The sequence below is a fragment of the Mesorhizobium sp. P2_H9 genome (assembly GCF_056403215.1).
Genome location: NZ_JBFUFX010000020.1, coordinates 88,737 through 109,668 on the forward strand (window position 1 = coordinate 88,737; position 20,932 = coordinate 109,668).

At 63.9% G+C, this 20,932-nt stretch carries 20 protein-coding genes; 4 read left to right on the forward strand and 16 right to left on the reverse strand.

Features of this window, described 5'->3' with window-relative positions:
- Nucleotides 1–25: 25 nt before the first annotated feature.
- Complete coding sequence (locus tag AC1DXN_RS28955; protein ID WP_477277935.1) at nt 26–1,351, reverse strand: NAD(P)/FAD-dependent oxidoreductase; 1,326 nt, start codon at nt 1,349–1,351, stop codon at nt 26–28.
- Between the two features lie 223 nt (nt 1,352–1,574).
- On the opposite strand from AC1DXN_RS28955, the gene AC1DXN_RS28960 reads away from it, so the two are divergent.
- A complete protein-coding gene (locus tag AC1DXN_RS28960; RefSeq protein ID WP_107648477.1) occupies nt 1,575–2,051 on the forward strand; it encodes an Lrp/AsnC family transcriptional regulator in 477 nt (158 codons plus the stop codon).
- A gap of 147 nt (nt 2,052–2,198) precedes the next feature.
- On the opposite strand, the gene AC1DXN_RS28965 is transcribed toward AC1DXN_RS28960, so the two are convergent.
- The 8 genes from AC1DXN_RS28965 to AC1DXN_RS29000 all read right to left on the reverse strand — a co-directional run bounded on the left by AC1DXN_RS28965 (nt 2,199) and on the right by AC1DXN_RS29000 (nt 10,911).
- Entirely contained in the window at nt 2,199–3,854 is a 1,656-nt protein-coding gene (locus tag AC1DXN_RS28965; RefSeq protein ID WP_477277937.1) for an ABC transporter ATP-binding protein, read from the reverse strand.
- A complete protein-coding gene (locus AC1DXN_RS28970) occupies nt 3,851–4,702 on the reverse strand; it encodes an ABC transporter permease (RefSeq protein ID WP_477277939.1) in 852 nt (283 codons plus the stop codon). Before AC1DXN_RS28970 ends, AC1DXN_RS28965 begins: the two co-directional genes overlap by 4 nt.
- Complete coding sequence (locus tag AC1DXN_RS28975) at nt 4,699–5,649, reverse strand: ABC transporter permease (protein WP_477277941.1); 951 nt, start codon at nt 5,647–5,649, stop codon at nt 4,699–4,701. The genes AC1DXN_RS28970 and AC1DXN_RS28975 overlap by 4 nt, the downstream gene beginning before the upstream one ends.
- Nucleotides 5,650–5,735: 86 nt before the next feature.
- Nucleotides 5,736–7,346 (reverse strand): ABC transporter substrate-binding protein, encoded by a 1,611-nt coding sequence (locus AC1DXN_RS28980; RefSeq protein ID WP_477244108.1) that lies wholly within the window; start codon nt 7,344–7,346, stop codon nt 5,736–5,738.
- Nucleotides 7,347–7,410: 64 nt separating this feature from the next.
- Nucleotides 7,411–8,103 carry an HAD-IA family hydrolase gene (locus tag AC1DXN_RS28985; protein ID WP_477277971.1) on the reverse strand — a complete coding sequence of 231 codons (693 nt, stop codon included), beginning with the start codon at nt 8,101–8,103 and terminating at the stop codon, nt 7,411–7,413.
- 263 nt (nt 8,104–8,366) lie between these two features.
- Nucleotides 8,367–9,740 carry an aminotransferase class III-fold pyridoxal phosphate-dependent enzyme gene (locus AC1DXN_RS28990; protein WP_477277943.1) on the reverse strand — a complete coding sequence of 458 codons (1,374 nt, stop codon included), beginning with the start codon at nt 9,738–9,740 and terminating at the stop codon, nt 8,367–8,369.
- A gap of 10 nt (nt 9,741–9,750) precedes the next feature.
- Nucleotides 9,751–10,590, reverse strand: coding sequence for a GNAT family N-acetyltransferase (locus AC1DXN_RS28995; RefSeq protein ID WP_477277945.1), 840 nt, complete (start codon nt 10,588–10,590; stop codon nt 9,751–9,753).
- A gap of 180 nt (nt 10,591–10,770) precedes the next feature.
- Complete coding sequence (locus tag AC1DXN_RS29000; RefSeq protein ID WP_477277947.1) at nt 10,771–10,911, reverse strand: hypothetical protein; 141 nt, start codon at nt 10,909–10,911, stop codon at nt 10,771–10,773.
- Between AC1DXN_RS29000 and AC1DXN_RS29005 the strand changes: the two genes are divergently transcribed.
- Entirely contained in the window at nt 10,910–11,578 is a 669-nt protein-coding gene (locus AC1DXN_RS29005) for a haloacid dehalogenase type II (protein ID WP_477277949.1), read from the forward strand. The two genes, AC1DXN_RS29000 and AC1DXN_RS29005, sit on opposite strands and share 2 nt — an antisense overlap.
- A gap of 16 nt (nt 11,579–11,594) precedes the next feature.
- Nucleotides 11,595–12,869 carry an NAD(P)/FAD-dependent oxidoreductase gene (locus AC1DXN_RS29010; RefSeq protein ID WP_477277951.1) on the forward strand — a complete coding sequence of 425 codons (1,275 nt, stop codon included), beginning with the start codon at nt 11,595–11,597 and terminating at the stop codon, nt 12,867–12,869.
- Between the two features lie 39 nt (nt 12,870–12,908).
- Here AC1DXN_RS29010 and AC1DXN_RS29015 read toward each other — a convergent pair whose 3' ends face one another.
- The 6 genes from AC1DXN_RS29015 to argE all read right to left on the reverse strand — a co-directional run bounded on the left by AC1DXN_RS29015 (nt 12,909) and on the right by argE (nt 19,487).
- Entirely contained in the window at nt 12,909–14,366 is a 1,458-nt protein-coding gene (locus AC1DXN_RS29015) for an NAD-dependent succinate-semialdehyde dehydrogenase (RefSeq protein ID WP_477277953.1), read from the reverse strand.
- A 17-nt stretch (nt 14,367–14,383) separates the two neighbouring features.
- Nucleotides 14,384–15,427 (reverse strand): tartrate dehydrogenase, encoded by a 1,044-nt coding sequence (locus tag AC1DXN_RS29020; protein ID WP_477277955.1) that lies wholly within the window; start codon nt 15,425–15,427, stop codon nt 14,384–14,386.
- A 10-nt stretch (nt 15,428–15,437) separates the two neighbouring features.
- Nucleotides 15,438–16,901 carry an aldehyde dehydrogenase family protein gene (locus AC1DXN_RS29025; RefSeq protein ID WP_477277957.1) on the reverse strand — a complete coding sequence of 488 codons (1,464 nt, stop codon included), beginning with the start codon at nt 16,899–16,901 and terminating at the stop codon, nt 15,438–15,440.
- Nucleotides 16,902–17,050: 149 nt separating this feature from the next.
- Nucleotides 17,051–17,404: a cupin domain-containing protein gene (locus AC1DXN_RS29030; protein ID WP_477244123.1), complete on the reverse strand. Its 354-nt coding sequence runs from the start codon at nt 17,402–17,404 to the stop codon at nt 17,051–17,053.
- Nucleotides 17,405–17,427: 23 nt separating this feature from the next.
- Nucleotides 17,428–18,351 (reverse strand): 2-hydroxyacid dehydrogenase, encoded by a 924-nt coding sequence (locus AC1DXN_RS29035; RefSeq protein WP_477277959.1) that lies wholly within the window; start codon nt 18,349–18,351, stop codon nt 17,428–17,430.
- An 11-nt stretch (nt 18,352–18,362) separates the two neighbouring features.
- On the reverse strand, nt 18,363–19,487 hold the full coding sequence (gene argE, locus AC1DXN_RS29040) for an acetylornithine deacetylase (protein ID WP_477277961.1): 1,125 nt from the start codon (nt 19,485–19,487) through the stop codon (nt 18,363–18,365).
- Nucleotides 19,488–19,728: 241 nt separating this feature from the next.
- On the opposite strand from argE, the gene AC1DXN_RS29045 reads away from it, so the two are divergent.
- Nucleotides 19,729–20,631: a GNAT family N-acetyltransferase gene (locus tag AC1DXN_RS29045; protein WP_477277973.1), complete on the forward strand. Its 903-nt coding sequence runs from the start codon at nt 19,729–19,731 to the stop codon at nt 20,629–20,631.
- 68 nt (nt 20,632–20,699) lie between these two features.
- Here AC1DXN_RS29045 and AC1DXN_RS29050 read toward each other — a convergent pair.
- Nucleotides 20,700–20,932: transposase (locus tag AC1DXN_RS29050; protein ID WP_477421768.1), on the reverse strand; the 233-nt coding region annotated here is incomplete at its 5' end.

Genomic DNA, 20,932 nt, shown 5'->3' on the forward strand with positions numbered 1-20,932 from the left:
GTGCACGGATGGCATGGATCACGTCCTAGAAATCGGCGACCTTGCCCCAGGCCGAAGCGTCGAAGCGCCTGGGATCATAGGATGTCGGATCGACGATCGGCTCCGCTCCCGTCACCAGATCGGCGACGAGATGCCCGGCGCCGGGCCCGATGCCGAAGCCGTGTCCCGAAAATCCGGCAGCCAGGAAGAAACCCGGAATGGTCTGGATTTCGCCAATGGCAGGCACGCCGTCCGGTGTGCTGTCGACGTAGCCGGCCCAGGCCGCGCTGATCCTGGTCTGGCGCAGTGCCGGCAGCAGCTCAAGCGCGCGGGCGTGGGTCAAGCGGATCGTCGCCTGGTCCGGAGCCGGGTCGAGGATGCGCATCCGCTCCATCGGCGTCGGCCGGTCGAGCCGCCAGCGCCGTAGCGTTTCGTGGCCCGAACGCATGCCTTCCAGCCCGCCGGGTGCGATGCTTCGCCACCGCTTCAGGAACATCGGCAGGAATTGCGACGAGAAACGCAGCTGCTGCGGCGTCAAGTCCACGCGGCCGCGTCCGCTTATGGCGAGCGTGTAGCCGCCGCCGCTGCGACGCGTGGCCGAGATCGTTGCCGTGTGAAGCGCATCCGGCAGGCCCTCTGCGCCCGGCGAAACCGACAGGATGGAGGAGCGGACCGACACCTGCGGAAAGCGGAAACCGAACTGATGGCAAAACGAGGAGGCCCAGGCGCCGCCAGCCAGCACGACCGCCTTGGTTCGGATCGTTCCGCTCTCCGTAACCACGGCGCTCACGCGCCCGCCCTCGGTCTCAATGCCGCGCGCGGCGCAATTCTGGTGCACGCTGCTCCCGAGCTTGAGGATAGCGCGGGCGACGGCGGGCGCAGCCTGCGATGGATCGGCGATGCCGTCGGCTGGAGAGAAGACGCCGCCCTTCCAGGTCCGGCCCGTGGCGTGGCCTCGCTCACTGGCCGCGGCGCTGTCGAGCATATGTGTGGTGACACCGGCCGTGCGGGCGAAGTCACGCCAGCGCGCCCAGCCGGCCAGTTCCGCCTCGTCATTGCTAAGATAGAGCAAGCCGCAGCGTCGGAAGCCGGTATCCTCGCCGGCGTCCGCGGCAAAACGCTCCCAAAGATCGAGGCTTCGCGTCGCCATCGGCAGCTCGCGGGCATCGCGGTTCTGCTGGCGGCACCATCCCCAGTTCCTGCTGGATTGCTCGGCGCCGATGCGTCCCTTTTCGACAAGCGCAACCTGCATGCCGCGCCTCGCCAGATAGTAAGCTGCGAAGGCCCCCACGATGCCACCGCCGATCACCACCGCGTCAGCGGACCGTGGCAGTTCGCCGGATGTCTCGATTTGCTGCAGTGGCGCGGGCATGGTCTTCTCTACATTGACGCTACAATCTAGTGCTTTGCGCAGGCAGCCGCTGCTGCAGTTGAGGCCGAAGCAGTATTTTATTCTGGAAGCGCCATCGGAATCGGGAGTCCCTGCCATTCAGCGGGTATCCGCTCGGATGGACAGGGCAGCGGGCTGTGGTAGTGTCAATGGTTGTTGGCAGGGCAGCATTTTGTGCTGCGGCATGCGTTCTTCGGAGACGGCCGTGAAACTGGATCGGATCGACATCAGAATTCTTCACGAGTTGCAGAAGAACGGCCGCATCACCAATGTGGAACTGGCCGATCTGGTGCATCTGTCGCCGAGCCCGTGCCTGATGCGGGTCAAGAAACTGCAGTCGGAAGGCTACATCGAAGGCTATTCCGCGCAGATCAATATCGGCAAGCTTGGCCAGACGCTGACCGTGTTCACCGAAATCACCTTGAAGAACCATCGTCAGATTGACTTCGCCCGCTTTCTCGCTGTCGTGGAGAAGATCGAGCAGGTCATCGAATGCCATCTTGTGTCGGGCGGCTACGACTATCTGATGAAATTCGTGACCTCCGGCATTAGTGAGTATCAGACGATCATGGAGCGGCTGACCGACATGGATATCGGCATCGACAAGTATTTCAGCTTCGTGGTGCTGAAATCCCCCATCGTCAAGGCGCACATGCCGCTACCCAGCCTGTTTCCGATGTAGTCAGAGCAATTCCAGGAAATCAGAGCAATTCCAGGAAAAGTGTGAAGCGGTTTTCCTGGGAAAAGCGCGCATCGCTTTCCCTTTGGAATTGCGCCAGAAAGGAAACAGATAGAGCGTTTCGCGGTTTCCGTGAAATGGCGAACCGCTCTATCGGTGGCCGTACTGGCTGACGAGTTCGGGGTCGCGGACGAGGCCGTCGAGCCAGGTCGGGTCAAGCTTCGGCACCGAAGAGAACAGAAGCTTGGAATAGGGGTGGGTGGGCGCCGTCAGCTTGTCTGGCGTGATCTGCTCCACCCGCTCGCCATTGTACATGACCATGATCTCGTCGCAGATGGCCTCGACGACGGAGAGGTCGTGGCTGATAAAGATATAGGAGAGTCCCAACTCGCGCTGCAGCTCCTTGAGCAGCTCGATCACGGCCGCTGCCACCACCGTGTCGAGCGCCGAGGTGATTTCGTCGCAGATGATGAGCTTGGGGTCGGCCGCCAGCGCACGCGCGAAGTTCACGCGCTGCTTCTGGCCGCCCGAGAGCTCCGATGGGTGACGGTAGCGCAGCGTCTTGGGCAGGCGCACCATGTCGAGCAGTTCGTCGACGCGCTTCGAGCGCGCCTGCCTGTCGAGCCGGTGATAGAAGGCCAGCGGGCGGGAGATGATGTCCTCTACCGGCTTGGCCGGATTGAGCGCGGTATCGGCATATTGGAAAACAATCTGCATCTCGCGCAGTTGGTTCTGGCTGCGCTTCCTGGCGGCACGCTGCAGTTCCTCACCGTTGAAGACGATATCACCGGCGGCCGCCGGATGGATGCCGGCGATGACGCGCGCCAGCGTCGACTTTCCGCAGCCGGATTCGCCGATGATGCCGAGATTGCGCCCTTTCTCGACAACGAGGCTGACAGAATCGACCGCGCGGATTAGCGGCAGTCCGTCATCCCGCACCGCGCCATAGCCGGCCGTCACATTGTCGATACGCAGCAGCTGTTTCGTCCCGGCATCCGCGTCTGCATGTGCTTGTCGCGGCTTCGGTTCGAAGGCGGCCAGCAGTTCGCGCGTGTAGGGGTGCTGGGCGGCCGAAAGGATTGCCGCCGTGGTGCCGGTCTCCTGCACTTCGCCGCCTTTCAGCACGACGATGCGGTCGGCGATCTGGGCGACGACCGCGAGGTCGTGGGAAACATAGACACCCGCTATCCCGCCCGCCCGCATGACCGACTTGAATGCCTTCAGCACGTCGATCTGCGTCGTCACGTCGAGTGCTGTCGTCGGCTCGTCGAAGATCATCAGCTTGGGGTCGCCGATGAGCGCCATGGCCGCGGCAAGCCGCTGCAATTGCCCGCCCGAAACCTGGTGCGGATAACGCGCGCCGATCCCTTCGGGATCTGGTAACGACAAGGCCCGGAACAGCTCGACCGCGCGCTGGCGCGCCTGCTCGGGTGGCATCAGCTTGTGGATGCGCGTGACCTCGATGACCTGCTCCATGATCGTGGAGGAGGGGTTGAAAGAGGCGGCGGCACTTTGCGGAACATAGGCAATGTCGGTGCCCCGCAGCCTGGCGCGTTCCTTTTCGGAAAGGGCAACCATGTTCTTGCCGTTGACATTGATCTCGCCGCCGACGATCCGGCAGCCGGGCCGTGCATAGCCCATGAGCGAGAGCGCTACCGTCGTCTTGCCGGAGCCGCTCTCGCCGATCAGGGCAACGATCTCGCCGTCGGCGATGTCGAAGCTGACGCCCTTGATGATTTCGACAAGCCGTCCGGAGTCGGTCTTCGCCTCGATCCTCAGGTTTCTGACCTCGACGAGATTGCTCATGCGTCCCGGTCCCTGATCTTCTGCGGCAGGTTGTCGATCAGCAGGTTGACGCTGATGGTGAGGCTGGCGATTGCCAGCGACGGCACGATGACGGCGGGGGCCGCGAAGGGCAGGGCGCCGATGTTCTCGCGCACCAGCGCGCCCCAGTCGGCGAGCGGCGGCTGGAGGCCGAGCCCGAGGAAAGACAGGCCGGAGAGCAACAGCACGATGAAGACGAAGCGCAGGCCGAAGTCGGCAAGCACCGGGCGGATGATGTTGGGCAGGATCTCGGAGCCGATGAGGTAGGCGGTGCTTTCGCCACGGACGCGGGCGACGGTGATGAAGTCCATGGTATTGATGTTGACGGCGAGCGCGCGCGCGAAGCGGTAGGCGCCGGGGATGTAGATGACGGCGAGCGTCAGGATCAGCACCGGGATCGACGAGCCGACCGCGGCGACGACCACAAGGCCGAACAGCTTGCTGGGGATGGAGTTCATGGCGTCCAGGAAGCGGCTGAGGCAGGTGTCGAGCCAGCCACCGGTGACGGCCGCCATCATCCCCAGCACGACACCTGAGAAACACGCTATGGAGACGGCGGCGAGCGATATGCCGACCGTGTAGCGGGCGCCCATCAGAACCCGCGAGAGCATATCGCGCCCAAGATAGTCCGAGCCGAGCCACAGTCCCTGGCGCATCGGGCCGAAATAGTCGTCGTCGACAATGTCGCCGATCGAATGGGGAATGAGGTAAGGCGCCAGGATCGCGATGAGCGTCCAGGCCAGGATGACCAGCGCGGCCACGACGCCAACGAGGCTGTAGCTGTGACCCAGGAAGGACCGTCGGAGGGTTGTCGCGCGCGCCATCGTCATCTGAGCCTCGGGTTGGACATGATGGCGACGATGTCGGCAGCGGTGATGAGGAAGAGGTAGCCGAGGCAGAAGATCATCGCGCAGCTCTGGATAAGCGGCAGGTCGCGGGTGGCGACGGCATCGACCATCAGCTTGGCGACGCCGGGATAGTTGAAGATCGTCTCGACGATGATGACGCCGCCGACCAGATAGGACAGCGAGAGCGCGACCGCGTTGACTATCGGGCCGAGAGCGTTCGGAAGCGCGTGCCTCAGCACCATGCGGCCGCGCGAAGCACCTTTCAGAAGCGCCATCTCCACATAAGGCGTGGAAAGCGTTTCGATCACCGCGGCGCGCGTCATGCGGATCATCTGGGCGGAGATGACGAAGGTCAGCGTGATCACGGGCATTGCATAGATGCGCACGAGGTCGGTCAGCGAATGCGCCTCGTTGACCGAGGACAGCGCCGGCAGCCATTTGAGATAAACGGCGAAGAGCAGGACCGCGAGTGTCGCGACCATGAATTCCGGCACCGAGATGATGCCGATCGACAGGATGGTGACGGTGCGGTCATAGACGGAGCCTCGTAGCATGGCGGCGGTGATGCCGAGCGTCAGCGCCAAGGGCACCGAGAGCAGCGTAGTGATGCCCGCGAGTTTCATGGTGTGGACCAGGCGTCCGCCGATCAGTGTCGCGACCGGCATCTCATTGGCATAGGACGTGCCGAGGTCGCCGTGGAGCAGTCCCACAAGCCAGAGCAGAAAGCGCAGGATCGCCGGATCGTTGAGATGCATGGCCTCGCGCAGGCCGGCGACCGCTTCCGGAGTAGCCGCCTGGCCGAGCAGGATCGATGCGGTGTCGCCTGGCAGCATGCTGGTGGCGAAGAACACAGCGAACAGCACGATTAAAAGCGTGACGGCCGCGATCCCCAGCCGCATCAGCACGAGGTTGAGAACCCCAGACGTCATGGAAGCGCTCCCTGCGGTTGTTCGGCCAAGCAATCTTGCGCAATGAAGTGCCGGGGGCCGGCTGACCGGCCCCCGGCTGGCTTCTCTCAGGCTTCGAGCCAGAGATATTCCGCCATTGCATAGCCCATCATGCCACCGAGCGGGTTCGCTTCCAAACCCTTCACCTTGCTGGAGAGGGCGTCGACGTTGGAAATGTAGGCCGGGATGATGGTGCCGGCCTCCTCGGAGACCATAGCCTGCATCTGGCCGTAGATCTCCTTGCGCTTGGCCTGGTCGAGCGAGCCGCGCGCCTCGATGAGCATCTTGTCGAACTTCTCGGACTTGTACTGGCTTTCGTTCCACGGCGCGTTGGAAGCGTAGAGGAGCGAGAACAGGATGTCCGGCGTCGGGCGCGGATTGATGTTGCCGAAATGGATCGGCGCCTTGAGCCAGTAATTGTCCCAGTAGCCGTCGGCCGGGACGCGCTGGACGTCGAGCTTCATGCCGATATCCGCGCCGGCGGCCTGGATGATCACCGCCATGTCGATCGACGAGGTGGCGGCGTCGGAGGCGATCACCGGGATGGACTGGCCGAGCAGGCCGGCCTTCTGGAAGTGGAACTTCGCCTTGTCCGGGTCGAAAGCCTTCGGCTTGACGTCGGGATTGTGGAAGATATTTGCCGGCGAGACAGGCTGGTCGTTGCCGATTTCGCCGAGGCCGCGCAAGGCCGATTTGACGATCTGCTCGCGGTTGACGAGATACTTCATGCCCGCCACGAAGTCGGCCTTGCTGCCCGGATCCATGTCGAGCCGGATGTTGAGGTCGGTGTAGTTGCCCGAAGTCGTCTTCGACAATTCGAAACCCTGCTGGCCGCCGATGAGCTTCATCGCACGCGGATTGATCGAGGCCGCAAAATTGATGTCGCCGGAAAGCAGGGCGTTGACGCGGGCGCTGTCGTCGCTGATGGCGATGAACTCGAAGGAGTCGAGATAGGGCTTGCCCGACTTCCAGTAGTTCTTGTTCTTGGTGACCACCGAACGTACGCCCGGTTCGAAGGTTTGCAGCACAAAGGCGCCGGTGCCTTTGCCCTTGGAGAAGTCCGTGGTGCCGTCCTGGACGATCATGAAATGGTGCAGCGCAAGGATGGTCGGCAGGTCGGCATTCGGGTCGGCGAGCGTGATTTCCACGGTCGACTTGTCGACCGCCTTGAAGCCGGTCATCTGTGCGGCGATCTTGGCGACCTTGGAGCCGACCGCCGGATCAAGATGACGCTTCAGCGAGAAGACGACGTCGTCGGCGGTGAGATCCTTGCCGTCGTGGAAGGTGACGCCCTTGCGCAGCTTCACGGTCCAGGTCTTGGCGTCCTTGCTGTCGAAACTCTCGGCGAGCTCCATCTGCGTGACGCCACCCTTGTCGAGGAAAGTCAGGCGGTTGTAGAGCGAGCAGCAGCGGACATAGTCGGTGGAGAGCGACGCCTTTGCCGGATCGAGCGTGTCGGCGGTCGATGACGACCAGCCGGCGGCCTTGAACGTTCCGCCGGAAACCGGCTCGGCGGCGACGGCATTGGTGGCGCGGCCGAGCACCAGGCTGCCCGCGGCAACCGCGGCGCCGCCGGCCAACAGCATCTTGAGAAGTTCGCGGCGGCTTGCGCCCCGGCGGATGGCGTTTTCGACCATGGCATCGTCTGCGCTGGTCCAGTTCGTGATCTTGTCGGTCATGGTATTCCCCTTTCTGGTTGTTTGGTCGGGATGCTCGTCTTGTCGCGGCTTTCCGGGCTTGGGCTCAGATTCGTTCCTTCAGGCTTTCCCGCACGGCCGCCGCCAATGCGGCCATTGAGGTGAAGTGGTAGTCCGGCGCGGTGAAGCGCTCGGGCTCGATCGTGCCGCCATAGCCCTTCTGGGCGTGCCGGCGTTCGATCCAGCAGTTGGTCAAGCCAAGCGCCCGCGATATGCCGATATCGTGATACTGGCTCTGCGCGACGTGCAGGATGTCGTCCTTGCTGTCACCACGGGAGACGACGAAATCGAAGACCTTCTGGAAGAACGCCGGATCCGGTTTCTCCGTTCCGGTATCGTCGGCGGTGAAGGTGGCGAAGAAGGGCGATCCGAGCCGCTTCTCGAAATGGTCGAGCGCCCAACGCCGGGCATTGGTCATGGCAATCAGCTTGTGCGATTTCGCAAGCTCGGCCAATGCCGCAGCGCTGTCGGCGAAACCTTGCCAGGCGTTGGCGGAGTCGCGTAGGCGCACGCCATATTTCTCCTCGACCGGCAGGCCGAGTTGCGGCGCGATGACCATGTAGACACGTACGAGATCGTCGGGGAACAGGCCCGCATCGGGCATGTAGCGGGCCTGCCGATACAGGGCCAGCGCGGCTTCGCCATCGACGGAAACGCCAGCGTTGGCGGCAATCCCGGCCAGGCAGGTCGTGATGCCACCTTCGAAGTCAATCAGCGTGCCGACGACGTCGAAGGTCATGTATTTGAATTCGCTAAAGCCCCTGGCCAAGACTGGCTCTCCTCTGCGCGCGGCCGAATTGCATGGTGCTGAACAGAACAAAATTCCGTGCTGTCCGGGGCATCGGCCTTTTCACCCGGAAGTTCGGGGCTTCTGGCCTTGTCTTATGAGCAGTCTGGCACTTCCCCCGCGCTGGATTCGCCGAAAAGGCGCTGGGCTGCGGCACAAAATTGCGAAATCGTCTGCCCGGGCGCTATTTCGAAACGCGTGGTATTTGTCGCCCGTCATGCCAGGGCCTGGCGGACGTCGGCATCGTCCAGCGTCTGGTCGAGCGTCCGGCGCGTGCGCTCGATGATCGCATCGATGTCGTCGTCGGTGCAGCAGAGCGGGGGAGCGTAACCGATAACCCCGTTGGCAAAGGCTCGAATGATCAGGCCATTGTCCCACGCCCTGTCGAAGACGCGCCGCGCCGGCATGGCCGATGCGGGAAGCGGTGTCTTCTTCTTTTTGTCGACCACCAGTTCGATCGCGGCAAGCATCCCGCGACCGCGAACATCGCCGACGAGCGGGTGATCGCTCAGGCCTGCCAATCCTGCCATAAGGCGCGCTCCGGCCTTGATACCATTCTCCAGCAGGCCGCCTTCATAGAGCTTCAACACCTCGAGCGCGACGGCGGCGCTGACGGGATGGGCGGAATAGGTGTAGCCGTGGCCGACCGCCGAAGCGCCAGCGCCATCGGCGATGACGTTGTAGACATGATCAGACATGAATACGGCGCCCATAGGAACATAGCCCGAGGTCAGCCCCTTCGCGGTCGTCATGAAGTCGGGAACGATGTCCTCCTCCGTGCAGGCGAACAGAGGTCCCGTGCGGCCGAAGCCGGTGATCACCTCGTCGGCGATGAACAGGATGCCGTACTTCCGGCAGAGTTCGCGTATCGCCTTGACCCAGCCCTTCGGCGGGACAATGACGCCGCCCGAGCCCTGGATCGGCTCGGCATAGAAGGCAGCGACCCGCTCCGGTCCAATCTCCTCGATCTTGGCCTTCAGCGCGGCGAGCGATGCGGCGATGATCGCGTTGGCGTCCTCGCCCACCGGGTTGCGATAGGGATAGGGGGAGGGGATCTTGTGCTGCCATTCGAAAGGAATGCCGAAACCGGCGTGAAAGGCGGGCAATGCGGTCAGGCCAGCGCCGACCACCGATGACCCGTGATAACCCAGCTCGATGGAAATGAACTGGTCGCGCTTCGACTCGCCCCTGGCATTCCAGTAGTAGCGGACGAAACGGATCGTGCTGTCGACCGCGTCCGACCCGCCGAGCGTGAAATAGACGTGATTGAGATTCCCGGGCGCGCGCTCAGCCAATTCCGAGGCGAGGCGGATGGCCGGCTCCGAGCCGAGGTCGAAATAGGCAGTGGCGTAGGGGAGCTCGCGCATCTGCCGGGCCGCAGCCTCGACGATGCTGTCATGGCCGTAGCCGGCATTGACGCACCACAGCCCCGCAAAACCGTCAACGAGTTGCTTGCCGGACGCATCGGTCACGGTCGCGCCCTTCGCCGATTTCAAGACGCGCACGCCGAGCGCCTCATGGCCGCGGTATGATGAGACAGGATGGATGAGATGGGCGCGGTCGAGTTCGATCAGGGAATTGGCGAGCATTGTTGTCCTCCTAGCCGAGCGCCTGGTTGGCGAGGGCGTAAACTTTTGGCCTGGCCTGTTCCGCGCCGTTCTTGGGTGGACGGTCCATGGCCACGCCGCCGCCGACATGGGCAAGGCCGATGTCTTCGAGCCAGCCGGCAAGGCCGGTCCTGCTGTCGGTATCCACGCGCAGAAAGGCGCCGGGGCGGCTCGCGGCGAAGAAGCCAATCAGGGCCTTCGCGCTGTCAGCGCTTTCCGCGATGACCGGTCCGATCACCTCACCGCGTCCAAACGGGCGGATCGCGGCATAGGCCTCGATGGTGCCGTTGCGGCGGATAACGGCGAATTGGCCGCGTTCGGCCAGCGCATCGATCAGGGCTTCCCGGTCGGCGCCATAGGCGTCGCGGTCCAGCGTCTTGATGTCAGGCAGATCGCCGGCGCCTGCTGCTTCCACGCCATCGGGTGCGCCGAGCGCTGCAACCGTACCTTGATGCTGCCGGATCGTGCCGGAGGACACAAACCCGAGCTTCTCATAGAGAGGCATGCCGTCAGTCGTCGCGACGAGCCGCAGCGGACGGTCGCCGGCAAGGGCGAGGGCCTGATCCATGAGCCGGCGCCCGAGCCCCTTGCCACGCACGTTCCTGTCGACGATCACCATGTTGATCATGGCGCAATCCGTGCCGTAGGGCGTCACCAGGATGGTTCCGGTGACACGACCCTGGTCGTCGAGCGCGACCACGCCCCTTGAGAGCCGCAGCGCCATCTGCCAGTCCTGCGCGCGATGCGGCCAATTCTCCTGGCGAGAAAGCGCCACTGCTCCCTCGATATGGTCCGGCCCGAAGTCCTGAATCTCGATCTCGCCCTGGTGCATGAGGCATCCTTCCGTCTGCCCTCAAGTCTCGACGATTGGCGCGTCGCAAATCGTCTGAAGGCTTCGGCTTCGGCGGTATCTTTCGCCGTAGCGCGAGGGGTACGCCGCATCTTGTGCTGGCGCCCGCCACGACGGACGCGCGTCACGTCACGCGCGGCGTCGCGTTCGACACACCAGATGCTACAGCGTGCCAAACCGGATGGTGGATACGGAACTTTCTGCTTTCGGGAGGGCGATTTCGGTCAGGTGGGTCGCCGTCACCCGTCCTATGATGAAATACATCCCAACGCGAATGTGGTTCCACTGGAGATCGACGGACATGGCTTCTTTCAGGCCCAAATACATCACCTTCGACTGCTATGGCACGTTGACCAATTTCCAGATGGCGGAAGCGGCGCGAGACCTTTACGGCAGCCGGCTCGACGAACCGCGTATGAAGGAGTTCATCAAGAACTTCGCCGCCTATCGGCTCGACGAGATCATGGGTGACTGGAAGCCTTATGCCGACGTTGTCCACAACGCGCTCGAACGGGCCTGCAAGCGCAATGGTGTTGCCTTCAGCCCTGACGACGCCAGGTTGGTTTATGAACGTGTCCCGACTTGGGGCCCGCATGCAGATGTTCCGGCCGGCCTGGCGAAGGTGGCCAAGGAAATTCCGCTGGTCATCCTGTCCAACGCCATGAACGCGCAGATCATGTCCAATGTCGAGAAGCTCGGCGCGCCGTTCCATGCCGTTTATACGGCCGAGCAGGCGCAGGCCTACAAGCCCCGGTTCAAGGGGTTCGAGTACATGCTCGACATGCTGGGTTGCGGGCCGGAAGATATTCTTCACTGCTCGTCCTCGTTCCGCTACGACCTGATGTCGGCACATGATCTCGGCATTAAGAACAAGGTCTGGGTCAATCGCGGCCACGAACCGGCAAACCCTTACTATGGCTATGTCGAGATATCAGACATTTCCGGTCTTCCGGGAGTGGTCGGGCTTTGAAACAGGCGGATCGTCGATGAAACTGATCTCCTACTGGCACGATACCGCCCCTGTCTTTTCCGGCGGAGCGCAAGGCCCGGTCGAGGGGCACTATGACGCCGTCATCGTCGGTGGCGGCTTCACCGGTCTCGCCGCGGCGCGCCAACTGGCGAAGGCCGGCGCGAAGGTGGCGGTGCTGGAGGCGGAGCGGGTGGGCTGGGGCGCATCCGGTCGCAATGGCGGGCACCTGAACAACGGCCTCGCCCACAGCTACCTCTCGGCCAAGGCGGAGCTCGGCAAGGAACGCGCGATCGCGCTCTATCGGGCGCTCGACGACTCCGTCGACACCATCGAGGCGCTGGTTGCCGAAGAGGGCATCGACTGCAATTTCCGCCGCGCCGGCAAGCTGAAGCTCGCCTCCAAGCCGCAGCATTTCGAAGCGATCGCCCGCAACTTCGAAGCCCTCCATGCGGAAGTGGATCCGGATACAGCGCTGCTGTCGGCGGCCGACCTCAAATCCGAGATCGGTTCGCCCTTCCACGGCGCGATGCTGTCGAAGAAGAGCGCCATGATGCATATGGGCCGCTATGTGGCAGGCCTGGCCACGGCCGCCGCTCGCCACGGTGCGGTGATCCACGAGAACACGGCGGTGACGGACCGCAAGCAGGCCGGCGGCAGGCATGAGCTGACCACCTCTCGCGGCCGCATCAGCGCCGACAATGTGCTGGTGGCGACCGGCGCCTACACCACGCCGAATTTCAGTTACTTCCGTCGCAGGATCATTTCCGTCGGCAGCTTCATCATTGCCACGCGGCCGTTGAGTGACGCCGAGATCGCGGCGACCATGCCTGGCAACCGGACATGCGTGACCTCGATGAATATCGGCAACTACTTCCGGCTTTCGCCGGACAGGCGCCTGATCTTCGGCGGCCGCGCACGCTTCTCGGCGACATCGGACCAGCGCTCCGATGCCAGGAGCGGACAGATATTGCAGGCGGGCCTCGCGGCTATCTTCCCGCAGCTCGCCAAGGTCGAGATCGACTATTGCTGGGGTGGGTTGGTCGACATGACCAAGGACCGTTTTCCGCGGGCCGGCTACCAAGACGGTGTCTGGTACGCGATGGGCTATTCCGGCCACGGCGCGCAGCTTTCCACCCATCTCGGCATGATCCTGGCCGATGCGATGCTCGGCCGCGAAGACCGCAATCCAATGAAGGGGCTCGAGTGGCCTTCCATTCCCGGCTATTCCGGCAAGCCCTGGTTCCTGCCGGTGGTCGGCCTCTATTACAAGGCGCTCGACCGGATCCAGTGAGCTTCGATCCGGCCCGCTCGGGCTGTCAGCCAAATTGCCTCAGCTAAGCCCGCCCATGTGGAAGCTCTTCATCTCGAGATATTCCTCTATGCCTGCCTGCGCGCCCTCACGGCCGAGGCCGGACTGCTTGACGCCGCCGAAGGGGGCCACTTCCATCGAGACCGAGCCGGTGTTGAGCCCCACCATGCCGAACTCCAGCGCCTCGCCGACGCGCCAGGCGCGTTTCAGGTTCTCGGTGTAGAAGTAGGAAGCAAGCCCGTAGGGCGTACAGTTGGCGAGCGTGATCGCCTCCTCTTCCGTCTCGAACCGGAAAAGCGGCGCGACCGGGCCGAAGGTTTCCTCGGCGGCGAGCTGCATGTCCTTTGTGGCGCCGGTCAGCACCAGCGGCGCGACATACTGAGGACCGTCGGGCAATGCCGGCCTGGTTGTGATGATCGAAGCACCCTTGGCGAGCGCGTCCTCGACGTGGCGGTTGATCTTTTCGACCGCCGCCATGTTGATCATCGGCCCGATGGCGACGCCGGGCTGGGTGCCTGGCCCCACCGTCATGGCGTTGACTCGAGCATTGAGCTTCGCAGCGAATGCGTCATAGACCCCAGCCTGGACAAGAATTCGGTTGGCGCAGACGCAGGTCTGGCCGCCGTTACGGAATTTCGAGACAAGCGCGCCCTCGACGGCGAGATCGAGATCGGCGTCGTCGAAGACGATGAGGGGCGCGTTGCCGCCGAGTTCGAGGCTGAGCCGCTTCACGCTGTCGGCCGCGCCGCGCATCAGCAGCGAACCGACCCGCGTCGAGCCGGTGAAGGAGATCTTGCGAACGGTCTCGTTCGCCATGATCTCGTTGCCGATCTCGGCCGGCATGCCGGTGACGATGTTGATGACGCCGGCGGGGATGCCCGCCCGTTCGGCAAGCACGCCGAGTGCCAGCGCCGAATAGGGCGTGAACTCGGATGGCTTGATCACCACCGTGCAGCCGGCGGCCAGCGCCGGCGCGACCTTGCGGGTGATCATCGCGTTGGGAAAGTTCCACGGCGTGATGATGCCGCACACCCCGACCGGCTCCTTCAGCACGATGATGCGTCGGTCCGGCGTCGGCGAGGGGATTGTGTGGCCATTGATCCGGCGCGCTTCCTCGGCGAACCATTTGACGAAGGACGCGCCGTAGCGGATTTCGCCTTTGGCCTCGTCCAGCGGCTTGCCCTGTTCGGTCGTCAGGATCAGGGCGAGATCGTCCAGATGCGCGAGCATCAGACCATGCCAGGCCTCCAGCAGGCCAGCGCGCTCGGCGTTGGTCTTCTTCTTCCAGCCAGCATAAGCGGACGCCGCTGCCTCGATGGCCGCCTGGGTCTCCGGACCGGCCATATCGGGCACCGTGCCGATCGTCGTCTGGGTCGCCGGATCGACGACATCGACCGTCTTTCCGGAAGCGGCCGCGACCCATTTGCCGCCGATCAGGCCGGCTTCGCGGAAGAGGTTTTTGTCTTTCAGGTTTTTCATCGAAAACGACCTTGCAATCAGGAGAGGGCTGCGACGACGGCGGCCGTGATGGCCTCCGTTCTGTCTTTGCCCGGAGTGGTTCCAATGCCGCGCGCGGTTGTCGCTTCGACCGCTTGCATGACCCGGCCGGCGGCGGCCGCTTCGCCGAGATGGTCGAGCATCATGGCGCCGGACCATATGGTGGCGATCGGATTGGCGATGCCGAGATGGGCGATGTCGGGCGCGGAGCCGTGCACAGGCTCGAACATGGACGGCGCCGAGCGGTCGGGATTGATATTGGCGGAGGCAGCGTAACCGAGCCCACCCTGGATCGCCGCGCCGATGTCGGTCAGTATGTCGCCGAACAGGTTGGAGGCGACGACCACGTCGAGGCTCTCCGGTGCCATGATCATGCGCGCGGCGAGCGCATCAACATGATAGCTCGTCACTTCGACGTCCGGATACTCCGCGGCCAGCTTTCGCGTGATGTCGTCCCAGAACACCATCGAATATTTCTGCGCGTTTGACTTGGTGACCGAGGCCAGCTTGCGTCGACGCGACCGCGCCTGCTCGAAGCCGAAGCGCAGGATGCGCTCGACGCCGGCACGGGTGAAGATCGAGGTCTCCACTGCGACCTCGTCCAGTGTGCCTTGATGCACGCGCCCGCCGGCGCCCGAATATTCGCCTTCGGTGTTCTCGCGGATGCAGAGGATGTCGAAGTTTTCCGCACGCAACGGGCCGGTGACCCCCGGCAGCAGGCGGTGCGGTCTTATGTTGGCATATTGCACGAACGCCTTGCGGATCGGCAGCAGCAGGCCGTGCAGCGAGACCGAATCCGGCACCTCCGCCGGCCAGCCGACGGCGCCGAGAAGGATGGCGTCGAAGCTGCGCAAGGTGTCGATGCCGTCCTCCGGCATCATGCGGCCGGTCTCCTTGAAGAAGCGGCAGGACCAGGGGAGCTCGGTCCCCGTCAGGGCAAAGCCGAAGGTCTTGGCCGTGGTTTCCAGCACCGTCCAGGCGGCGGCGGTCACATCGCGGCCGATGCCGTCACCGGGGATCAAAGCGATCGAATAGGACTTCATCGGCATCTCTCTAGAGGCTGATCAGGACGCTCTTGGTCCTGCGGTTGGCGAGATAGGCTTCGCGGCCGAGATCCTTGCCGATGCCGGAGCGCTTGTAGCCACCGGTCGGCAGGATATGGTCGCGCGAGCGGCTGTAGCGGTTGACCCAGACGGTGCCCGCTTCGAGCCTGCGTGCCAGGCGGATGGTACGGGACAGATCGGAGGTGAACAGGCCGGAAGCCAGCCCATAGGTCGGATGGCTGGACAGCGCCAGCGCCTCTTCCTCGGTCTTGAAGGTCTGGATGGTCAGGACCGGGCCGAAGATTTCCTCGACGATCGCCGGGTTGGCCTGGTCGACATTGGCGATCAGTGTCGGCTCGTAGAAATAGCCGGGGCTGTCCATGGCGGCGCCGCCGGTCAGGCATTCGCCGCCGGCCTGGATTGCGGTCCGCACGATGCTATCGACACGCGCCCGCTGCCGTTCCGAGATGATGGGCGAATACTGCGTTGCCTCGTCCCAGGTCGGGCCGGGTCGGGCCGCCTTCATCTTCTCCAGGATGGCGGCCGTCAGCCTGTCGGCGACACTCTTCTCGACGATCAGGCGTGTACCGGCCACACAGGCCTGACCGGCGTTGAAGGTGACGCTGCCGGCGATCGCCATCGCTGCCTTGTCGAGATCGGCATCGGCAAAGACGATCTGCGGGCTCTTGCCGCCGAGTTCCAGCGTCATCGGTTTGACGCCGGTGCGGGCGACGTTCTCCATGATGGCCGAGCCGGCGCGGGTCGAGCCGGTGAAGCTGACCTTGGCGATCTCGGGATGACCGGTCAGCGCCGTGCCGGTCGTCGGACCGTCGCCGAGCACCACGTTGATTAGCCCGGCCGGCAGGCCCGCCCTGATCGCGAGCCCTGCCATATAGACGGCCGAGAAGGGTGTCATTTCCGACGGCTTCAGCACCACCGCATTGCCCGCGGCCAGCGCCGGACCGAGCTTCCATCCGGCCATCGAGATAGGAAAATTCCAGGGCGTGATCGCGCCGACCACGCCATAGGGCTCGCTCATGATCATGCCGAGACTGGCGTCGTCGGTCGGCACCAGTTCGCTGCCTTCCTTGTCGGCGAATTCGGCAAAGAAGCGGATCTGCTCGGCGGTTATGGCAATGTCGCCAGCGATGAGCTGGCCGACGGGCCGCGTCGAGCACAGCGCCTCGATTTTTGCCAGCGTTTCGGCTTCCGCCTCGATCAGGTCGGCCCAGGCCTGGAGTGTCCTGGTGCGCTCGCGTGGACGGACGCCGCCCCAGTTGCTGGCCTTCAACGCCGCCTTGGCGTTCGCCACCGCACGGTCGACCATATCGACGTCGGCTACGGGGCTGGCGGTGTATGCCTTGCCATCCGACGGTCGGCGCATCTCGATCGCACTCTGGGCCGCGATCAGCTCTCCGCCAATGAAATGGCCGACGGGAAGGGAGACAGTATCCGGATCGAAGCTCAACGTCATAGGCGACCACCTTGCAGCATTCTGTGGGAGCCTAGCGCGGGCAGGAGCGCAGCATGCACCGTTCGACGATCAGTCGCGGATGATTGTTGCGTGCTGGCGATGAGGGACGGCAAAATCTGTTGCGGGGCCAGCACCTCGCTCGGGCGCCATTACCCTACCGTGACGTAGATCTTGCGCACCGTTTCAATGGTCTTCCAGACACCGGTGAAGCCAGGCTTCATCACGAAACTGTCGCCGGCGCGGTAGGTCACCGCCTCGCTGCCATCGGGCGTGATCTCGATCACGCCCGTGAGGATATGGCAGAACTCGAAAGTCTCCCCCTTGATCGAGCGCGTCTCGCCGGGCGTCGCTTCCCAGATGCCGGTGTGGACGAGATCGCCCTTGGCGGCGTCCTGCGCCCAGGTCTTGAAAGCGGGGTTACCGGCAATCAGCCGTTCGGGCAGCGCCCGGGATTCGCGCGGCGGGAAGGCAGGGCTGGTGTCGACGGTCTTGAGCAGGGACAAGGGATGGCCTTTCAGGTTGGGTTTCAATAGCCGCGCGAACGGTCGACGAGCCCGATGGGGTCGAGCCCGGCGTGGTAGCGCCTGATATTTTCGATGACGGCCCGCGCAGCGGTCGCCGGCTGGGTGACGCTGGCGATATGCGGGGTCAGCATGATCTTCGGATGCGACCAGAACGGATGGCCCGCGGGCAGCGGTTCGGGATCGGTGACGTCGATCATCGCCGCCGAAAGGTGGCCGCGGTCGAGTGCGGCGAGAAGGGCTTCATGGTCGAGCTGCGGCCCCCGGCCCGTATGGACGAGCGCAGCGCCCTTGGGCAGCTTCGCAAACAGGTCGGCATTCAGGAAACCGCGCGTATCCTCGGTCAGCGGCAGCAGGCACACCAGTATGTCGCTGTCGGCGAGCATTTCCTTCAGCCCAAGCTCGCCATGATGACAGGTCACACCTTCGATCTGCCGCGGCGTGCGGCTCCATCCGGCGAGCTTAAAGCCGAAAGGCTTCAGGCGATCGAGAGCGGCCTGGCCGAGCTGTCCAAGACCAAGCATGCCGATCCGGCGCGACCCGGCCTGGAGCTGCGCGATATCGTGCCAATCGCCGGCGCGTTGCTGTGCCAGATATTCCGGCAGGTTGCGATGCAAGGCGAGCACGGCAAGCGTCACATACTCCTGCATCATGCGCATGATGCCTTCCTCGACAGTACGCACGATCTTCACCTGTTCCGGTACGGTGGCGAGGCGGAACTGGTCCACACCCGCGCCAAGGGAGAACAGGATCTCCAGGTTCCGGTAGCGCGCGAGGTCTTCTGGCGCGGTCCAGGTGATGAGGTAGCGTACGGCGTCGGGATCGACCGTTGCGGCATCCATCGTGAAGGGGACGTCCGGCAATTCTCTAGCGAAGGCTTCGGCGAAGATCGCCCCGCGCCGCGCATCGGAATTGAACAGGAATGTCATTCCGGTTCCCCCTAAGCCGCGCAGCGGGCGCCCAGCGCCTCGGTCAATCGCTGGCAGGCGATGAGTTCGTCGGTGAGAATGTACTCATCCGGCTTGTGGGCGCGGCCGATGTCGCCGGGGCCGCAGATGATCGCGTCGAAGCCGGCGGCCTGATAGAGTCCGGCCTCGGTACCGTAGCTGACGGCGGCGATCGGCGTTTCGCCGGTCAGCTCTTGTAGCAGCGCCGCCACCGGCGCGTCCTGTGGCAGCGACAGCGCCGGATAGGCGCTGAGCGGCATCCATTCGACCCGAAAGCCGTCGGCCTCACAGGCCTCTGCCTTCGCCCTTACCGGTGCAAGCAGGCTGGCCGGGTCGACGCCCGGAATGGCGCGCGCCTCCAGCTCCAGCGTGCAGCTGTCGGGAATGATGTTGACCGACTGTCCGCCCTTGATCACGCCAGCCTGCAGTGAGGAATAGGGCGGCTCGAAGGCTGGGTCGAACGGGCCATGCGTCAGCCGCTCGGCTTCGCTCACGACCGCAACCAGCGTTTCGGCCATGGCGTGGACGGCGTTGAGGCCGAGGTCGGGTCGCGAGGAATGGCCGGAGCGCCCGCTGATCGTCACGCGGGCAGCCGCCTTGCCCTTGTGGCCGCGTACGGCGCGCATGCCGCTTGGCTCGCCGACGATCACGCCGAGCGGCTTGGCGCAAAGTTCGGCAAGGCGGGCGATCAAATGCGGCACGCCACGGCATCCCACCTCCTCGTCATAGGAGAAGGCGAAGTGGATTGGCCTGGCAAGGCGCAGCTTCGCCAGAGTGGGCACGGCCGCGAGCACCGCGGCCAGAAACCCCTTCATGTCCGTGGTGCCGCGTCCATAGAGCCGCTCGCCCTCCTGGCGCAGCGCAAAAGGGGCCGAGCTCCACTGCGGTTCGCCGGCGGGGACGACGTCCATGTGGCCGGACAGGATGTAGCCCGGGACATCGGCGGGGCCGATCGTCGCGAAAAGATTGGAACGGTCGCCTTCCGGCCCCGGCAGCACCGTGACCTGCGCGCCGTACCCCGCGAGATAGGCCTCGATCCAGCCGGTGATATCACCATTCGGCTTGCCGGCCACCGACGGGAAGGCGACGAGACGGTCGAGGATATCGAAGACGTCCATTCCAGCCCTCAAGGCATATCGGGATCGCCAGTATCGATGCCGACGATTGTGTGCTGCTACATTTCCGCCGAGAATGTCTGCGTTCTCCCGCGATTGCGTGCCGAAAGCGGAAATGTTTCAGTTGAATCTTGCGTTGGCAGGGGGCTTTCGAGCAAATCGTACGGGCCTGTTTGTTTAGCGTTGGTGGACAAAGGGCGGCTGCGGCGTGTCGCCGGTCAATTTGCGGGGATATTTCAAAGGCATGGACTTGAAGCCGCCAGGAAACTTGAAAATCGACGCCTTCTCGATGCGTATAGGCGACATCGAAGGCGTCGAGCTGGACCGGCTGCACGCACTCTCGCTCTCCGTGGGATGGCCGCATCGCGCCGAGGATTGGCAATTCCTGCGTGAATCGGGAGAGGGGTTCGTAGCGCTCGACGATATCGGCCGGGTTCTGGGTTCCGCCATGTGGTTCGTGCATGGCACCGATTTCGCCACCGTGGGGATGGTCATCACATCGCCACGACTCCAGACGCTGGGAGCGGGGCAATGGCTGATGAAGCGGGTCTTCGACAAGGTCGTCGGCCGCGACTTGCGCCTTAATGCAACGCGCGCGGCAAGGCGGCTCTATCTCTCGCTCGACTTCCAGCCCGAGAAGACCGTCTATCAATGCCAGGGCATCGCCCGGATGCCGACGATGGCCAGGCCCGCCGATATTCGAGGCGATGTCCGGACTTTGGACGCAAGAGATATTCCCGCGGCAATCGCGCTCGACGCGGCAGGGTTTGGCGTGAGGCGGGCGGCGCTCATCGAAAGGCTTTTCGCGCACTCGGCCGGATATGGTCTTTTCAAGGATGACAAGCTGAACGCGTTCGCGCTCTGTCGGCCCTTCGGGCGGGGCCATGTCGTGGGGCCGGTCGTGGCGGAAAGCGACGCCGACGCCGTTGCGATCGTGCGGCCGCACGTAGCCGACCATTCGGGGTCTTTCCTGCGCATCGACACTCACATGGACAATGGCGAGTTCGCCGCCTTTCTGTCGCACAGCGGAATGCCGGTTTTCGACACGGTGCTCACCATGTCGATGGGTAAGCCCCTCAACGATTTTGCCGTCGGCGGCTCAGCTGGACCGGTGACCTATGCGCTTGCCAGTCAAACTCTCGGGTAGTTGAGTCGAGGCAGGCGTTGCTGTTCAGGCCTTCACACGCATTCTTGTGGCGCTAGAGCGGGATGAATCTAGGTTGGCGCATAGCCTGCCTCTGTGAMGTAATTTCTGCATTCGGTTGAAGAGACGGTGCCGAGGATTTGGCCGATGGCGTCACAGACGGTTTCGACGGTACGCTTGGCAGCCTTACGGAGCCAATGCTTTAGCTTTGCAAAGAGCTTCTCGATGGGGTTCAGGTCAGGCGAGTATTTGGGCAGCAAGAACAGCCTGGCGCCGGCCGAGCGGATGGCGCGGCGCACGGCCT